Source organism: Salinarimonas ramus, assembly GCF_014645695.1.
Taxonomy (GTDB): Bacteria; Pseudomonadota; Alphaproteobacteria; order Rhizobiales; family Beijerinckiaceae; genus Salinarimonas; species Salinarimonas ramus.
On sequence record NZ_BMMF01000006.1, the window covers coordinates 114987 to 131415 of the forward strand.

General features: G+C 70.3%; 11 protein-coding genes. 5 read left to right on the forward strand and 6 right to left on the reverse strand.

Annotated elements, in window-relative coordinates:
• Nucleotides 1-160 precede the first annotated feature (160 nt).
• Complete coding sequence (locus tag IEX89_RS11605; RefSeq protein ID WP_188913053.1) at nucleotides 161-1786, forward strand: acyl-CoA synthetase; 1626 nt, start codon at nucleotides 161-163, stop codon at nucleotides 1784-1786.
• A gap of 24 nt (nucleotides 1787-1810) precedes the next feature.
• Here the strand turns inward: IEX89_RS11605 and rnd are convergent, their stop codons facing one another.
• A complete protein-coding gene (rnd, locus tag IEX89_RS11610) occupies nucleotides 1811-2965 on the reverse strand; it encodes a ribonuclease D (RefSeq protein ID WP_188913055.1) in 1155 nt (384 codons plus the stop codon).
• A 408-nt stretch (nucleotides 2966-3373) separates the two neighbouring features.
• On the opposite strand from rnd, the gene IEX89_RS11615 reads away from it, so the two are divergent.
• From IEX89_RS11615 to IEX89_RS11630, 4 genes are all read left to right on the forward strand, one after another.
• Nucleotides 3374-4507 carry an NAD(P)H-dependent glycerol-3-phosphate dehydrogenase gene (locus IEX89_RS11615; RefSeq protein ID WP_188913057.1) on the forward strand — a complete coding sequence of 378 codons (1134 nt, stop codon included), beginning with the start codon at nucleotides 3374-3376 and terminating at the stop codon, nucleotides 4505-4507.
• The gene (locus IEX89_RS11620; RefSeq protein ID WP_188913060.1) at nucleotides 4504-5253 is read left to right on the forward strand and encodes an HAD-IIB family hydrolase; all 750 of its coding nucleotides are present in this window, start codon (nucleotides 4504-4506) and stop codon (nucleotides 5251-5253) included. The genes IEX89_RS11615 and IEX89_RS11620 overlap by 4 nt, the downstream gene beginning before the upstream one ends.
• Nucleotides 5250-6773 carry a glucosylglycerol-phosphate synthase gene (gene ggpS, locus IEX89_RS11625; protein WP_188913062.1) on the forward strand — a complete coding sequence of 508 codons (1524 nt, stop codon included), beginning with the start codon at nucleotides 5250-5252 and terminating at the stop codon, nucleotides 6771-6773. Before IEX89_RS11620 ends, ggpS begins: the two co-directional genes overlap by 4 nt.
• Nucleotides 6774-7610: 837 nt before the next feature.
• Entirely contained in the window at nucleotides 7611-9209 is a 1599-nt protein-coding gene (locus tag IEX89_RS11630) for a peptide chain release factor 3 (protein WP_188913065.1), read from the forward strand.
• Nucleotides 9210-9218: 9 nt separating this feature from the next.
• Here the strand turns inward: IEX89_RS11630 and murD are convergent, their stop codons facing one another.
• From murD to IEX89_RS11655, 5 genes are read right to left on the reverse strand one after another with little or no spacing between them, the layout of a single operon-like run.
• Nucleotides 9219-10604 (reverse strand): UDP-N-acetylmuramoyl-L-alanine--D-glutamate ligase, encoded by a 1386-nt coding sequence (gene murD, locus IEX89_RS11635; protein ID WP_188913067.1) that lies wholly within the window; start codon nucleotides 10602-10604, stop codon nucleotides 9219-9221.
• Nucleotides 10605-10617: 13 nt separating this feature from the next.
• Nucleotides 10618-11703, reverse strand: a complete 1086-nt coding sequence (gene mraY / locus IEX89_RS11640) for a phospho-N-acetylmuramoyl-pentapeptide-transferase (protein ID WP_188913069.1) — start codon at nucleotides 11701-11703, stop codon at nucleotides 10618-10620.
• Nucleotides 11704-11712: 9 nt separating this feature from the next.
• Nucleotides 11713-13188, reverse strand: a complete 1476-nt coding sequence (locus tag IEX89_RS11645) for a UDP-N-acetylmuramoylalanyl-D-glutamyl-2,6-diaminopimelate--D-alanyl-D-alanine ligase (RefSeq protein ID WP_188913071.1) — start codon at nucleotides 13186-13188, stop codon at nucleotides 11713-11715.
• Nucleotides 13185-14654 (reverse strand): UDP-N-acetylmuramoyl-L-alanyl-D-glutamate--2,6-diaminopimelate ligase, encoded by a 1470-nt coding sequence (locus tag IEX89_RS11650; protein WP_188913073.1) that lies wholly within the window; start codon nucleotides 14652-14654, stop codon nucleotides 13185-13187. Before IEX89_RS11650 ends, IEX89_RS11645 begins: the two co-directional genes overlap by 4 nt.
• On the reverse strand, nucleotides 14636-16426 hold the full coding sequence (locus IEX89_RS11655; protein ID WP_244645319.1) for a peptidoglycan D,D-transpeptidase FtsI family protein: 1791 nt from the start codon (nucleotides 16424-16426) through the stop codon (nucleotides 14636-14638). The genes IEX89_RS11650 and IEX89_RS11655 overlap by 19 nt, the downstream gene beginning before the upstream one ends.
• Nucleotides 16427-16429 lie beyond the last annotated feature (3 nt).

Sequence of the window (16429 nt, forward strand, 5' to 3'; positions counted from 1 at the left end):
CCCGCTTGTTCCATGTCGGGACGGGGTCGGCAAGGACGCGCACGTCCCGGTCCACAGGAGGGAGTCGATCGGTCGCGGCGCGCGCCCCGACGAGCGGACGATTGCGGGAGGGCGCCTCCCACGCTTAGGCTTCGCGGAACGACAGCGCGGAGGATGCGCCATGGCCTCGATCTACGACCGCGATCTCGACCGTAACCCGGCGAACTTCCAGCCGCTGACGCCGCTCGGCTTCCTGGAGCGCGCGGCGCACGTCTTTCCCGATCGCGTGGCGATCGTGCACGGGGGGCTGCGCCGGACCTATGCCGAGTTCTACGCCCGCGCCCGGCGCCTCGCTTCGGCGCTGGCGAAGCGCGGCATCGGCCGCGGCGACACGGTGGCGGCGATGCTGCCCAACATCCCGGCGATGCTCGAGGCGCATTACGGGGTGCCAATGGCCGGCTGCGTGCTCAACACGCTCAACACCCGTCTCGACGCGGGCATCATCGCCTTCTCGCTGCGCCATGGCGAGGCGAAGGCGCTCCTCGTCGATCGCGAATTCGCGGGCGTGATCCGAAAGGCGCTGGCCGAGGTCGAGCACGACATCCTCGTCGTCGACGTGGACGACCCCGAATATGCGGGGGAGGGGGAGCGGCTCGGCACGACCGAATACGAGGCGCTCCTCGCCGAGGGCGATCCGGAATTCGCATGGGTGCCGCCGCAGGACGAGTGGGACGCGATCACGCTGAACTACACGTCCGGCACGACGGGGGACCCCAAGGGCGTCGTCTACCACCATCGCGGCGCCTACCTTCTCGCCACGGGCAACATCGTCACCTGCGCCATGGGCAAGCACCCGGTCTATCTATGGACCCTGCCCATGTTCCACTGCAATGGCTGGTGCTTCCCCTGGTCGATCTCGGTGGTGGCGGGCACGCATGTCTGCCTGCGGCAGGTGCGCGCCCGGCCCATGTACGACGCGATCGCCGAGCACGGCGTCACGCATCTGTGCGGCGCACCCATCGTCATGGCGACGCTGCTCAACGCGCCGGAGGCGGAGAAGCGCCCGCTGCCGCACGAGGTGCAGTTCTTCACCGCCGCCGCGCCGCCGCCGGAATCGGTGCTCGCCGCCATGCGCGAGGCGGGCTTTTCCGTGACGCACCTCTACGGCCTGACCGAGACCTACGGCCCCTCCGTCGTCAACGACTGGAACCCGGACTGGGACGGGCTCGACGGGGCCGCCTACGCGCAGAAGAAGGCGCGCCAGGGCGTGCGCTACGCGGCGCTCGAAGCGCTCGATGTGCTCGACCCGCAGTCGATGGAGCCCGTTCCCGCCGATGGGGTGACGATGGGCGAGGTGATGATGCGCGGCAACGTCGTGATGAAGGGCTATCTCAAGAACCCGAGCGCCACGGCCAAGGCCTTCGCCGGCGGCTGGTTCCGCTCGGGCGATCTCGGCGTGAAGCACCCCGACGGCTACGTGCAGCTCAAGGACCGCTCGAAGGACATCATCATCTCGGGGGGCGAGAACATCTCCTCGATCGAGGTCGAGGACGTGCTCTACAAGCATCCCGCGGTCGCCGCCTGCGGCGTCGTGGCGAAGCCCGACGAGAAGTGGGGCGAGACGCCCTGCGCCTTCGTGGAGCTGCGCCCCGGCGCGAGCGCGACGGCGGAGGAGATCGTCGCCTTCTGCCGCGAGCGGCTGGCGCACTACAAGTGCCCGCGCCACATCGTCTTTTCGGAGATCCCCAAGACCTCGACGGGCAAGATCCAGAAGTTCCGACTGCGGGAGATGGCGCGCGAGGCGTGATCCCGGCCGGTTCCCGCGCCGGCGTCAGCCGGGCCGGCTCTCCTCGACGATCACCTTGCCGTCGCGCAGCCCCAGCATCAGCGCGCCCTGCTTGAGCGCGAGCGCGCGCTCGCCGAACAGGCTGCGCCGCCAGCCATGGAGCGCCGGGACGTCCGCGTCGTCGCTCTCGGCGATGGCCTCGAGATCGTCGACGGTTGCGACGATCTTCGTCGCCACGCCCTCGTCCTCGCACACGGCCTTGAGCAGCACCTTCAGCAGATCGACCGTGGCCCCGGTCTGGCCGCGATTGCCGCGGCGCTCGGGCATGGCGATGGTGGAGGGATCGCGGTCGAGCCCGCGCTTGACGGCCGCGAGCACGCCGTCCGCGTGACGGGAGCGCTCGAAGCCGTTGGGCAGCGCCCGCAGGCGGCCCATGGCGGTGGCGTCCCGCGGGGCGGTGACGGCGATCTCGACGACGGCGTCGTCCTTCATCACGCGCTGGCGCGGGACGTCGCGCGTCTGCGCCTCGCGCTCGCGCCAGGCGGCGACCTCGATGAGGACGGCGAGCTCGCGCGCCTTGCGCACGCGCCCGGAGAGCCGGCGATAGGCGCTCTCGGGGTCGGAGGCGTAGGTGTCCGGCGAGGTGAGGACCGCCATCTCCTCCTCGAGCCAGGCGCGCCGGCCGGTCTCGGCCAGCTGCGCCTCCAGCGCCTCGTAGACGGGGATGAGATGCGTCACGTCCGAGAGCGCGTAGGCGAGCTGCGCGTCCGACAGCGGCCGGCGCGACCAGTCCGTGAAGCGGGAGGACTTGTCGATGCGCGCCTTGGCGAGGTCGTTGGCGAGCTGCTCGTAGGAGACCGAATCGCCGTAGCCGCACACCATGGCGGCGACCTGCGTGTCGAAGAGCGGGGCCGGGATGAGCCGGCCCAGGATCCAGACGATCTCGAGATCCTGGCGCGCGGAATGGAAGACCTTCACCACCCGCTCGTTCGCCATCAGCGAGAGAAAGGGCGAGAGGTCGATGCCGGGCGCCAGCGGATCGACGAGGACGCCCTCGTCGGGGCTCGCCATCTGAACGAGGCAGAGCTTGGGATAATACGTGGTCTCGCGCATGAACTCCGTGTCGACCGTCACGAAGGGATGCGAGGCGAGACGCGCGCAGGCGGCGGCGAGGGCGTCGGTGTCGGTGATCAGCTCCATGCATGCGTCATAGCGGAGAACGCATGCGCACGCCAAGACCGTCGACGTGCGAGCACGCGGTTGCGCCCGCCGACGCCTATTTCACATGGAAGAGTCGAACGGTCGCAGATTTTCGCTGCGCTGCCGCATTTTTCGGCAGTAAAAGCATCGACTCGGCACCAAGCTTGGCCTTGAGGCAAGAGGATTGGTAGAACGAACGAGAGCGAAAGTTCCCTGCGAGAACAGTTCCGAGCATATCCGCTTCGGTGCTGGGAACACGAGCCCGCCGCGCTCTCCCGGGGATTTGCCTTTTGCGCTGCGATGCCCTAACTAGACGGACATCATCACGGAACGCGCCTCGCTGCGGCACGCCACATCTACGTGGCGGCGCCCCGATCCGGCCGCGCGTCCCAACCCCGGAGGGCTGCCTTGACACTCGAGCATGCAGCCGCACGGTCGCTCGACGAGCAGAGACCAGCGGTATTCGACACCATCGCCGTGATCGGCGCGGGTTCCTGGGGCACGGCGCTGGCGCTCACCGCCTGGCGCGCCGGACGGCGCGTCAGGCTGTGGGCGCGCGAGGAGCACGTGGTGGACGCGGTCGCCCGCGAGCGCCGCAATCCGTTCCTGCCCCACGCCGACATCCCCGAGGAGCTCCTCGTCACCAACGAGATGGAGGAGGCCCTCGCGGGCGCCGACCTCGTGGTGCTGGTGAGCCCCTCGCAGCATCTGCGCGCCGTCGCCGGCCGCGTCGAGCCGCTGATCCCGCGCTCGGTCCCCGTGGTCGTGTGCGCCAAGGGCATCGAGCGCGAGACCGGCTACCTCATGGGCGAGGTGATCGAGGAGGTCATGCCCGGCCGCGAGATGGCCGTGCTCTCCGGGCCGACCTTCGCGGGCGAGGTCGCGCAGGACATGGCGACGGGCGTCACCGTCGCCGCCGCGCAGGACGATACTCGCGACGGCTTCCACGACGACCATCTCGCCGCGCGCGTCGCCGTCACCTTCGCGAGCGAATCCTTCCGGCCTTACGTCTCCGACGACGTGCGCGGCGTCGAGATCGGCGGCGCGGCCAAGAACGTCATCGCCATCGCCTGCGGCGTGGCCGAGGGGCTCGGGCTGGGCTCGAACGCGCGGGCGATGATCATCACCCGCGGTCTCGCCGAGATCACCGAGCTCGGCCTCGCCATCGGCGCGCGGCTGGAGACGCTGCTCGGCCTCGCCGGCGCGGGCGACCTGATGCTCACCTGCTCGTCGACCCAGTCGCGCAACTTCAGCTACGGCAAGGCGCTCGGCGCCGGCGAGGAGGCCGTGCGCCGCGCCGACGGCCCGGTCGTGGAGGGCGCGGAGAACGCCCAGTCGGTCGTGGCGCTGGCCCGGCGCCTCGGCGTCAAGATGCCGGTCTGCGAGACCGTGCTCGGCATCCTCGACGGCGCGCCGGTCTCGGCCTCCATGAAGGAGCTGATGCTCGCCGACCTCCACCCGGAGGCGGTCGGCGCCAGCGACGACTGGACCACCCCCCATCCCGCCCGCATCGAGCTCGAAGAGGAGCGCCTGTCCGCATGAACGCCCCGACGAACCCCGCCCCGGCCCTCGTCCTCGCGACGGACCTCGACGGCACCTTCCTCGGCGGCTCGGACGCGCAGCGCGCCGCCCTCTACGAGCAGCTCTCCGCCCGCGACGACGCGCTCCTCGTCTTCGTGACGGGTCGCGACATCGACTTCATCGCCGAGCTGATCGAGACGCCCGGCATGCCGCGCCCGCACTTCATCGTCGGCGACATCGGCACGTCGGTCTACGACGGCGTCTCGCTGAAGCCGTGGGAGGATTTCGAGGCGCCGATCCGCGCGGCCTGGGGAGACGCGGGCGAGCGCGTGCGCGCGCTCCTCGCCGACGAGCCGGGCCTCACGATCCAGGACACGCCCTTCCGCTACCGCGTCAGCTACGATTACGACCCCGCGCACCTGACGCCAGCGAGCCGGGAGAAGGTGGAGGCGGCGGGCTTCGACTGCATCGTCTCCGCCGGGCGGTTCTTCGACGTGGTGCCCAAGGGCGTGAACAAGGGCACGACGCTTCGCCGCTTCGTCGAGACGCTGGGCCTCGACCCGCGCACGGTGCTCGCCGCCGGCGACACGATGAACGACTACGCCATGCTGGCGGAGGGCTTCAACGCCGTCGCCGTCGGCAATTCCGAGGAGCCGCTGGTGGACGCCATCCAGGGCCTCGGCCACGTCTACCACTCGCCCCATCCCGGCGCGGCCGGCATCGCCGACGCGCTGCGTCATTTCGAGCTTTCGGGAGAAACGGCATGAGCGGATCGCCTCTCGTCATCGTCTACCATCGCCAGCCTCTCGAGGAGGTGATGGTCGACGGCAAGATCCACTACCGCACGAACAAGAGCCCCAACGGCATCGTGCCCACGCTCAAGAGCTTCTTCAATCATCTGGGCGAGGAAGCCGGCTCCTGGGTCGCATGGAAGACGTTCGATCCGGAGGTCGGCGTCGACTTCGAGAAGGTCGTCACCGTGGAGGACCCGTTCGGCGACTACCGCGTCTCGCGGCTGCCGCTGACGAAGGAGCAGGTGGAGAGCTTCTACCACGTCACCTCCAAGGAGGCGTTGTGGCCGATCCTGCACTCCTTCCCGGATCGCTACCGCTACGACAACGTGGATTGGGAGACGTTCCGCGAGGTGAACCGCGCCTTCGCCGAGGCCGCCGCAGAGGAGGTCGCGGACGACGGGCTCGTGTGGGTGCACGACTACAACCTCTGGCTCGTGCCGCTCTACCTGCGCCGCATCAAGCCCGACGTGAAGATCGCCTTCTTCCACCACACGCCCTTCCCCGGGCCGGACGTGTTCAACGTGCTGCCGTGGCGGCGCGAGATCGTGAACGCGCTCCTCGACTGCGATCTCGTCGGCTTCCACCTGCCGCGCTACGCCCGCAACTTCGCCGAGGTCGCCCGCTCGCTGATGGGCGCGACGATGGGCGAGGCGATCCCGGTCGATCCGGTGCTGGCGACGCCCGGCATGGCGCTCTCCGAGCCCGACGTGCCCGAGAAGGTCACGTTCGAGGGCCGCGACGTGCTTCTCGGCGTGGCGCCGGTGGGCTGCAACGCCTCGCTCGTCGACTCGATCCTCGCGACCGAGGAGAACAAGGCCCTGCAAGCGCAGCTGCTCTCCGAGCTCGACGGGCGGCGCCTGATCATGACGGTCGGTCGCACGGACTACACGAAGGGCATGGTCGAGAGCCTGTGCGCCTTCGAGCGGCTGCTCGAGCGCCGTCCCGAGCTGATCGGCAAGGTCAAGATGCTCGCGACGTCGGTGCGCGCCGCCGCGCAGATGACCGTCTACGAGGGCACGCAGCGCGACATCGAAGGGCTGGTCGGGCGCATCAACGGCCGCTTCTCGACGCTGGACTGGACGCCCGTCGTGCTGTTCGGCCAGGCGATCCCCTTCGAGAAGCTCGTCGCCTACTACGCCATCGCGGACGTGTGCCTCACGGCGCCGCTGCGCGACGGTCTCAACCTCGTCGCCAAGGAATACGTGGCCTCGAAGGCGGGCAATCCGGGCGTCCTCATCCTCTCGGAATTCGCCGGCTGCGCCGTCGAGCTGCCGCAGGCGATGCTGACCAACCCGTATTCCAACCGCTCGCTCGACAACGCGCTCGACACCGCGCTCGCCACGCCTCCGGAAGAGGCGGCGGCGGCGATGGCGGCCATGGCGAAGGAGGTCGCGACCTACGACCTCGGGCATTGGGCCGCCGTCACCCGCGAGCAGTTCACGAAGATCGACCGCGTGCGCGCCGGTGCGCGGCCGACGGAAGCCGCGGCGTAAGTCGCTGGAGCGCTCGCGGCGACGTTGCCGCGGGCGCGTTTCGGCGCTATGTTGCGTTCGTGGAGTGGAGGAGGAGAGTTTCCTCTCCCCCTCCTTTTCATCAGCCCAGCGCTATGCGGAAGACGAGGTTCCAGCTCGTCTTCCGCGTCCGGCGCAGGGTGATGGACACGCTGATGCGTGGAAAGCCCCACATCATCGCACATCCTCCAACGATCGAGCGAGGCTGTCGCCCGCAGGCACCGGGAGCCGATCTCCCGGCACGGGACGCTGGCCCGTCCTTGGCGTTCCGCTCGATTGCGCGAGCGTAGCGGTTCTTGCTCGGGGTTGCCAGATGTGAATTGCACTTCGGCGAGAATGCCGACTTTCGATCTCCGCTTCGGCTGTGGGCTCGGCGCATTCCGACATTGCCGCGGGAGCCGATCGTGCTATATTCGGGTCGTGGAGTGAGAGAGGAGGGTTTCCCCTCCTCTCCCGTTTCATCGCCCTAGCGCTAAGCGGAAGACGAGGGTGTAGCTCGTCTTCCGCGTCCAGCGCAGGGTGATGGACACGCTGATGCGTGGGATGTCCCACTTCATCGCACATCCTCCAACGATCGAGCGAGGCTGTCGCCCGCAGGCACCGGGAGCCGATCTCCCGGTACGGGACGCTGACCCGTCCTTGGCGTTCCGCTCGATTGCAGAAACGTAGCGGTTCGACACTCGCAGATCCAGCCGAAAGTGGCGTTTTCCGCGTTTTCTCGACCTTTCCGTTCATCTTCCCGGCAGAGCCGGATTTGCGTTTTGCCGCGTTCTGCCCCATCTGAGGCGTCACGTTTTCCCGAAAGCCGATCGTATCGCGATGACCGACGCCGCACGCCCCGCCGCCGATCCCGTCTCGGCGCGCAGAACCTTCGCCATCATCTCGCACCCGGACGCCGGCAAGACGACGCTGACGGAAAAGCTCCTCCTGTTCGGCGGCGCGATCCAGCTCGCCGGCGAGGTGAAGGCCAAGCGCAACCGCGTCTCCACGCGCTCGGACTGGATGGCCATCGAGAAGAGCCGCGGCATCTCCGTCGTCACCTCGGTGATGACGTTCGAGTACGGCGGGCACGTCTTCAACCTGCTCGACACGCCGGGCCACGAGGACTTCTCGGAGGACACCTACCGCACGCTCACCGCGGTGGATTCCGCCGTGATGGTGATCGACGCGGCCAAGGGCATCGAGGCGCGCACGCGCAAGCTCTTCGAGGTCTGCCGCCTGCGCGACATCCCGATCGTCACCTTCGTCAACAAGATGGACCGCGAGACGCGCGACCCGTTCGATCTCCTCGACGAGATCGAGAAGACGCTCGCCCTCGACACCGCTCCGGTGAACTGGCCGATCGGCCGCGGGCGCTCCTTCGCCGGGACCTACGACCTCGTGCGCAGCACGGTCCGCGGCCTCGACGAGGAGGTCGTGCCCCGCAGCGTGTCGGGGCCCGACGACCCGCTCTTCGACGAGCTCCTGCCCGATCCCGCCGAGCGCGCGACCTTTCGCGAGGAGGTGGAGCTCGCCCGCGAGGGGCTCAACGCCTTCGACCTCGCCGCCTTCCGCGAGGGGCACCTGACGCCGGTCTTCTTCGGCTCGGCGCTCAGGAATTACGGCGTGCGCGATCTCATCGACGCGCTCGGCGCCGTCGCGCCGCCGCCGCGTGCGCAGGATGCCGACGGGCGCGCGGTCGAGGCCGCGGAGCCGAAGATGACGGGCTTCGTCTTCAAGATCCAGGCGAACATGGACCCCAACCACCGCGACCGCATCGCCTTCATGCGCGTGTGCTCGGGGAGGCTCCAGCGCGGCATGAAGGCGAAGCTCGTGCGCACCGGCAAGCCGATCACGCTGTCGGCGCCGCAATTCTTCTTCGCGCAGGATCGCGCGGTGGCGGACGAGGCCTTCGCCGGCGACGTCGTCGGCATTCCCAACCACGGCACGCTGCGGATCGGCGACACGCTCACCGAGGGCGAGGATCTCGTGTTTCGCGGCGTGCCGTCCTTCGCCCCCGAGATCATGCGGCGCGTGAAGCTCTCCGACGCCATGAAGGCGAAGAAGCTCAAGGAAGCGCTCCAGCAGCTCGCCGAGGAGGGCGTCGTCCAGCTCTTCGTGCCGCACGACGGCTCGGGCGCAATCGTCGGCGTCGTCGGCGCGCTGCAGCTCGACGTGCTCAAGGAGCGGCTCCAGGCGGAATATTCGCTGCCGATCGACTACGAGCAGACCCGCTTCTCCGTGTGCCGCTGGATCGCGTCGGAGGACGAGCGCAAGCTCGACGAGTTCATGAACGCCAATCGCTCGGCCATGGCGGACGACCTCGACGGCGCGCCGGTCTTCCTCGCACCCTCGCCCTTCTCGCTACGCTACGACGAGGAGCGCTGGCCGCAGATCCGCTTCACGGACATCAAGGACTACCAGAAGAGGGCCGCCTGAGGCGCTTGCTCAGGGAAGGGCGGCGACGAGCGCCTTGAAACGCTCGCCGCGCTCCTCGAAGTTCCGGAACTGGTCGTAGGAGGCGCAGGCCGGGGAGAACAGGACGACCTCGTCCTCCCCCGTCGCCGCCGCGTCCGCGGCCGCGCGCGCCACCGCGACGTCCAGCGTGCCGCAGCGCTCGAACGGGACGTGCCCCTCCAGCGTCGCCGCGAACGCCTCCGTCGCCGCCCCGATGAGGTAGGCCTTGGCGATCTTGCCGAAATGCGGGGCGAGCGCCGAGATGCCGCCGGCCTTCGGCTTGCCGCCGAGGATCCAGTGGACGCGCTCGAACGCGGCGAGCGCCACCTCGGTCGATTTGGCGTTGGTCGCCTTCGAATCGTTGACGAAGCGCACCCGCCCGCGCGTCCCCGCCTGCTCCATGCGGTGCGCGAGGCCGGGGAAGGTGCGCACGCCCGCGCGGATCGCCTCGGGCGGCACGCCCGCGAGCCAGGCGGCGGCGCAGGCGAAGGCGGCGTTCTGCGCGTTGTGGCGCCCGCGCAGGCTCTCCACGCCCTCGATGTCGGCGAGCACGAGCGCCTCTTCCAGCGTCTCCCCGGCATTGCGTGCGCGGATCTCGCGGCCGAGCGCGAAAAAGCCCCACGGGCGCTCGCCCTGCGCCGAGACCGGGTAGACGTCCGCCCCCTCGCGCTGCGAGAGACGCTTGCCGATGGCGTTCGTCGGATCGTCGTCGACGCCGACCAGCGCCGTGCGCGCGCCTGCGACGAGGCGCTCCTTGATGGCGGCGTAGTCCTCGAGCGTGCCGTGGCGATCGAGATGATCAGGCGTGATGTTGATGAGGCAGCCGATCGTCGGATCGATGGAGGGCGTCAGGTCGATCTGGAAGGAGGAGACCTCGACCACGTGCACCCGCTCGTCCGAGGGCGGGGGGAGGTCGAGGATCGGCGTGCCGATGTTCCCGCCCATGGCGACCTCGATGCCGGCCTCGCGCAGGATGTGGGCGAGGAGCGCGGTCGTCGTCGACTTCCCGTTCGTGCCGGTGATGGAGATGAAGGGCGCGTCGGGCGCGCTCCGGCGGCGCTCGCGGCAGAACAGCTCGATGTCGCCGATGATCTCGATGCCGGCGGCCTTCGCGCGCTCCACCGTCCAGTGCGGGGCGGGGTGGGTGAGGGGCACGCCCGGCGAGAGCACGAGGGCGGCGTAGGCCGACCAGTCCGCGCTCGCGAGGTCGACGACCGGCACACCCGCGGCGGCCGCCTCGTCGCGCTTGGCCTGCGCGTCGTCCCAGGCGGCGACGATCGCACCGCCGGCGACGAGCGCCTTCGCCGTGGCGAGCCCCGAGCCCCCGAGGCCGAAGAGGGCGACCGTCCGCCCCGAGAAGGTGGTGGCGGGCGTCATGGCGATCGTCCCCTCAGCGCAGCTTGAGCGTGGCGAGCCCGACCATGGCGAGCACGACGGCGATGATCCAGAAGCGGATCACCACCTGCGGCTCCGTCCACCCGAGCTGCTCGAAATGGTGGTGGATCGGCGCCATCTTGAAGACGCGCCGTCCCGTGAGCTTGAAGGACACGACCTGGATGATGACCGAGGCCGCCTCGAGCACGAAGAGGCCGCCGACGATGGCGAGCACGATCTCGTGCTTCGTCGCCACCGCGATCGTGCCGAGCAGCCCGCCGAGCGCGAGCGAGCCCGTGTCGCCCATGAAGACCTGCGCGGGCGGCGCGTTGAACCACAGGAAGCCGAGCCCCGCGCCGATGAGCGCCCCGCAGATCACGGCGAGCTCGCCCGTTCCTGGCACGAAGTGGATCTGCAGGTAGTTGGCGAAGATGGCGTTGCCGACGAGATAGGCGATGAAGCCGAAGCTCGCGGTGGCGATCATCACCGGCACGATGGCGAGGCCGTCGAGACCGTCCGTCAGGTTCACCGCGTTGCCGGCGCCGACGATGACGATCGCGCCGAAGATCACGTAGAACCAGCCGAGGTTCAGCAGCACGTCCTTCAGGAAGGGCAGAGCGAGGTGGTTCGCGAGCGCCGGCGTCGAGGCGTAGGCGATGGCGACGACGGCGGCACCCGCGATCAGCGCCTCGATGGCGAGGCGCGAGCGGCCCGAGAAGCCCTTGTGGGACTGCTTCGTCACCTTGAGATAATCGTCGTAGAAGCCGATGGCGCCGAAGCCCACCGTGACGAAGAGCACGACCCAGACGTAGGCGTTCTCGAGATCCGCCCAGAGCAGCGTCGAGACGATGAGGCCGGCGAGGATCATCAGCCCGCCCATCGTCGGCGTGCCGCGCTTGGTGAGCAGGTGCGACTGGGGGCCGTCCTCGCGGATCGGCTGGCCCTTGCCCTGGCGCATGCGCAGGGCCGCGATGATCGCGGGGCCGAACCAGAACACGAAGAGGAAGCCCGTCGCCGTCGCCATCCCCGTTCGGAAGGTGATGTAGCGCAGGACGTTGAGCAGGCCGAGCGTGTCGGAGAATTCGGAGAGCCAGACGAGCATGGGAACGGGTTATCCTCGGCCCGCCGCCTGGGCGGCCGCGGGAGGCGTTGCGGTCTTCGCTGCGGCCTCGCTATAGCGCTCCTCGATCGCCTTGACGATTCTTTCCGTGCGCACCCCGCGCGATCCCTTGATCATCACGATGTCGCCCGGCCGGAGCGCGCCGAGGACGGTGGGCGCCAGCGCATCCGAGGTCTCGGCCCAGCCGCCGCGGCGCTCGGGCGGGAGGGCGCCGTGGAGGCCTTTCATCAGCGGACCCGCGGTGAAGACGAGATCGATGCCGGCGGAGAGCGCGACGCCCGCGATCTCCCGGTGCTGGCGCGGCCCGTCGGGGCCGAGCTCGAGCATGTCGCCGAGAACGGCGATGCGCCGCCCGCGCCAGGGCAGCTCCATCTGCCCGAGCGTCTCCAGCGCTGCGCGCACGGAGGCGGGGTTGGCGTTGTAGCTCTCGTCGACGAGGGTGATCGTGCCGCCCGGCACGGCGAGATCCTTGCGGGCGCCGCGCCCCGCGGGCGGGTCGACGTCGCCCAGCGCGAGCGCGCTCAGCGCCACGTCGACGCCGAGCGCCTTGGCGGCGGCGACGAGGGCCAGCGAATTGAGAGCGATGTGCCGGCCCGCCATGCCGATGCGATAGGCGAGGCGCTCGCCCAGCACCCGGGCGTCGACGATGGAGAGGTCGGGCTTCGTCACGATGGTGACGGCGCGCACGTCCGCCCGCTCGTCCTCGCCGAAGGTGAGGATGCGCCCGGCATCGCTGGCCGAGGCGAGCATCGTCAGGCGTTCGCAGAAGGGATTGTCGCGGTTGATCACGGCGACGCCTCCGGGCTCGAGGCCGAGGAAGATCTCGCCCTTGGCGTCGGCGATGCCGCGGATGTCGCGGAAGTTCTCGATGTGCACGGCTTCCACCGTCGTCACGATGGCGACGTGCGGGCGCACCATGCGCGAGAGCGGCGCGATCTCGCCCGCGTGGTTCATGCCGATCTCGAAGATTCCGAACTCGGTGTCCGCCGGCATGCGGGCGAGCGTCAGCGGGACGCCCCAATGATTGTTGTAGGACGCCGCGGCCGCGTGCGCGCGGCCCGAGCGCGAGAGCGCGAGGCGCAGCGCCTCCTTCGAGCCGGTCTTGCCGACCGACCCCGTGATCGCGACGATCTTCGCCCGCGTGCGCGCCCGCGCCGCGCGGCCGAGCCGCTCGAGCCCGCGCAGCGTGTCCTCCACCGCCAGAAGCGGGCCATGGCCCGCCAGCGTCTCGGCGCGATCGTGCGCGACGAGCGCCGCGGCGGCGCCCTTGGCGAAGGCCTGGGCGACGTAGTCGTGCCCGTCGTTGGTCTCGCCGACGATGGCGACGAAGAGGTCGCCCGGCTCCAGCGTGCGGGTGTCGATGGAGACGCCCGTGATGCGCGCCGGCGGCGTGCCGTGCGGGATGGCGCCGGTGGCGGCGCGGGCATCCTCGCCCGTCCAGAGCGGTGGGGCGGTCTCGGTCGTCATCGCATCCTCGCCTCGATCGCCGCCCGGACCTCCTCGTGGTCGGAGAACGGCAGCGTCCGGTCGCCCACGATTTGGCCGGTTTCATGACCCTTGCCGGCGACGACGAGGACGTCGCCCGGCTCCAGCATGGCGACACCCGCGCGGATCGCCTCGGCGCGATCGCCGATCTCCCGCGCACCGGGCGCGCCCGCCATCATGGCGGCGCGGATCGTCGCGGGATCCTCGCTGCGGGGATTGTCGTCGGTGACGATGGCGACGTCGGCGCCCTCCACCGCGACGCGACCCATGATGGGGCGCTTGCCCGGATCGCGATCGCCGCCGCAGCCGACGACGACGACGAGCTTGCCCGTGGCGAGCGGGCGGAGCGTGGCGAGCACGTTGCGCAGCGCGTCCGGCTTGTGGGCGTAGTCGACCACGCAGAGCGCGCCGTTCGTCTCGCCCACGCGCTCGAGCCGACCCTTGACGCCGACGAGATGCGCGAGCGGGAGCAGCGCCTCCTCGGGCTCGGCACCAACCGCCATGACGAGGCCGGCTGCGACGAGGGCGTTCTCGATCTGGAAGGCGCCGACGAGGGGAAGGTCGACACGCGTCGTGCCGCGTTCGTGTGCGATCTCGAGGCGCTGCGAGAAGCCCGCGCGCTCGGCCGAGACGACGCGCAGTGTTTCGCCGGCGCGGCCCGTGGTCAGCACGCGCCTGCCCGTCTCGCGCGCCACCGCGATCGCCCTGTCCGACCAGTCGCCGTCGGCGTTGACCACCGCCGGGCGGTCCGCGGCGAGGAGGGCGCGGAAGAGCAGCATCTTGGCGTGGAAATAGGCGTCCATCGTCGTGTGGTAGTCGAGATGGTCGCGCCCGAGATTGGTGAAGGCGGCGGCGGCGAGGCGCACGCCGTCGAGGCGCTTCTGGTCGAGCCCGTGGGAGGAGGCCTCCATGGCGAGATGCGTGATCCCGTCCGTGGCGAGGCGCTCCAGCGTCTCGTGGAGCGCCACCGGGTCGGGCGTCGTCAGCCCGCCGTAGGAGGCGCCGGACGAGGTGACGATCCCGAGCGTCCCGAGGCTCGCGGAGACCTTGCCGCGCGCGGCCTCGATCTGACGCACGAAGTCGGCGACGGAGCTCTTGCCGGCGGTGCCGGTGACGGCGACGACGGTCTCGGGCTGGCGCGGATACATGCGCGAGGCCGCCCGCGCCAGGGCCGTGCGCGCGTCGCCCACGCGGACGTAGGTCACGTCCGCCGGCAGGTCCTCCGGCCGTTCGCCCTCGCCGAGAACGGCGACGGCACCGGCCGCGGCTGCGCTCGCGGCGAAGCGCAGGCCGTCGACCTTCGTTCCGGGCACGGCGACGAAGAGGTGCCCCGGCCCGACGGTGCGGCTGTCCACCGAGACGCCGGTGACGAGGCGCCCTGCCTCCTCCGCGGGGACGCAGCCGACGAGATCGCCGAGGCGCAGGCCGCTCACCGCGTCGTCCCCCATGCGCCGAGGCGCGCCATGGTGGGGAAGGGCGCGGCGGGCGGGTCGAAGCGGGGTGGGATGTCCAGCATGGGCGCGACGCGCTCGATGATCTTGCCGGTGGTCGGGGCGGCGTTCCAGCCCGACGTCGCGAAGCCGTGCGTCTCCGGCAGCGCCTTCGGCTCGTCGAGGATGGTGAGGAACAGATAGCGCGGATCGTCCGCCGGCGCGACCGCGAAGAAGGTGTTCAGCCGCCGGTTCGAATCGTAGCGCCCGTTGACCACCTTCTCCGCCGTGCCGGTCTTGCCGCCGATGTAGAAGCCGGCGACGGAGGCGGAGCGGGCCGAGCCCTGCTCGGCGTTGAGCCGCATGACGTAGCGCAGCGCCTCGCTGGTCTCGCGCGAGATCACCTGGTCGGCGATGGCCTGCGCGTCGTCCTCCGAGCGCTGGAGGAAGGTCGGCGGGATCAGGTAGCCGCCGTTGACCATGGCCGCGGTGGCCATCGTCGCCGAGAGCGGCTGGACGGCGATGCCGTGGCCGAAGGAGACGGTGGCCGTCGTCACGTCGCCCCAGCGCGGCGGCAGCAGCGGGGCCGCGCTCTCCGCGAGCTCCGTGCGCAGGCGGTCCATGAGCCCGAGCTCGCGCAGGAACTCGCGCTGATAGTCGGCTCCGAGCGTCAGCGCCATGCGCGCCGTGCCGATGTTGGAGGAGTGGATGAACACTTCCGGCACGGTCAGCGGCCGGTTCTCGCCGCGATAATCGCTGATGGACTGGCGCCCGAAGCGCAGCGAGCCGCGCGCATCGAGCACGGAATTGATGGTGAAGCGTCCCGATTCGAGCGCCATGGCGGTGGTCACCGCCTTCATCACCGAGCCCATCTCGTAGACGCCCACGTTGATCCGGTTGATCCGGTCCGCCTGGAGGGCGTCGGTGGGGACGTTCGGGTCGAAGTCGGGCAGCGAGACGAGGCTGATGATCTCGCCCGTGCGCACGTCGAGCACGAGCCCCGCGGCGGCGATGGCGGAGAATTTCTCCACGGCCGCCACGAGCTCCTCGCGCATGGCGTGCTGGACGCGCAGATCGAGGGCGAGGCGCACGGGCTCGAGATCGGGCGATTCGCCCGGTGCGATCTCGTCGGCGGTGAGCACGAGGCCCTCGCGGTCGATCCACTGCTCGATGCCGGCGATGCCCACGTTGTCGATGTTGGCGAAGCCGAGCACGTGGGCGGCGGCGACGCCGTTGGGGTAGACCCGCTTGTTCTCGGGCAGGAAGCCCACGCCGGGGATGCCCAGCGCATGCACCTCCGCCTGCTGGCGAGGCGTGATCTCGCGCTTGACCCAGATGAACCCGCGATCCGTCGAGAGCTCGTCGCGCAGCTTCGTCGCGTCGAGGTCGGGGAAGACCGCGGTGAGGAGCTCCGTCGCCTCGTCGGGGTCGATGATGTTGCGCGGCTCGGCGAAGACCGAGACCATGGTGATGTCGGTGGCGAGGATCTCCCCGTTGCGGTCGAGGATGTCGGGGCGCACGGCGCCGATCTCGCTCGAGGCCGCGCGCCGCGGGCCGCTCTCGGCGTCCGGCTCGATGCCGAGCATCACGAGCCGGCCGGCGATCACCGCGAACAGCGCGCCGAAGCAGACCATGCCGAGCGCGATGCGCGCCCGGCTCTTGTCGGCGCGCATCTGGAAGAGGCGCCCCACGAAGCCGGGGCGCGCCTCGCGGCTCTCCTCGGCGGGGTGGACGTCGTCCTCGTCCTCGCGGGGCTCGGCGCGGCTCTCGGTGCGATTGTCTCGGAGCACGGG

Coding starts and splice junctions, on each gene's coding strand:
- IEX89_RS11650 (WP_188913073.1), bottom strand. CDS start 14,654: ATGGGGGACGACGCGGTGAGCGGCCTGCGCCTCGGCGATCTCGTCGGC.
- ggpS (WP_188913062.1), top strand. CDS start 5,250: ATGAGCGGATCGCCTCTCGTCATCGTCTACCATCGCCAGCCTCTCGAG.
- IEX89_RS11645 (WP_188913071.1), bottom strand. CDS start 13,188: ATGACGACCGAGACCGCCCCACCGCTCTGGACGGGCGAGGATGCCCGC.
- rnd (WP_188913055.1), bottom strand. CDS start 2,965: ATGGAGCTGATCACCGACACCGACGCCCTCGCCGCCGCCTGCGCGCGT.
- IEX89_RS11620 (WP_188913060.1), top strand. CDS start 4,504: ATGAACGCCCCGACGAACCCCGCCCCGGCCCTCGTCCTCGCGACGGAC.
- murD (WP_188913067.1), bottom strand. CDS start 10,604: ATGACGCCCGCCACCACCTTCTCGGGGCGGACGGTCGCCCTCTTCGGC.
- mraY (WP_188913069.1), bottom strand. CDS start 11,703: ATGCTCGTCTGGCTCTCCGAATTCTCCGACACGCTCGGCCTGCTCAAC.
- IEX89_RS11605 (WP_188913053.1), top strand. CDS start 161: ATGGCCTCGATCTACGACCGCGATCTCGACCGTAACCCGGCGAACTTC.
- IEX89_RS11630 (WP_188913065.1), top strand. CDS start 7,611: ATGACCGACGCCGCACGCCCCGCCGCCGATCCCGTCTCGGCGCGCAGA.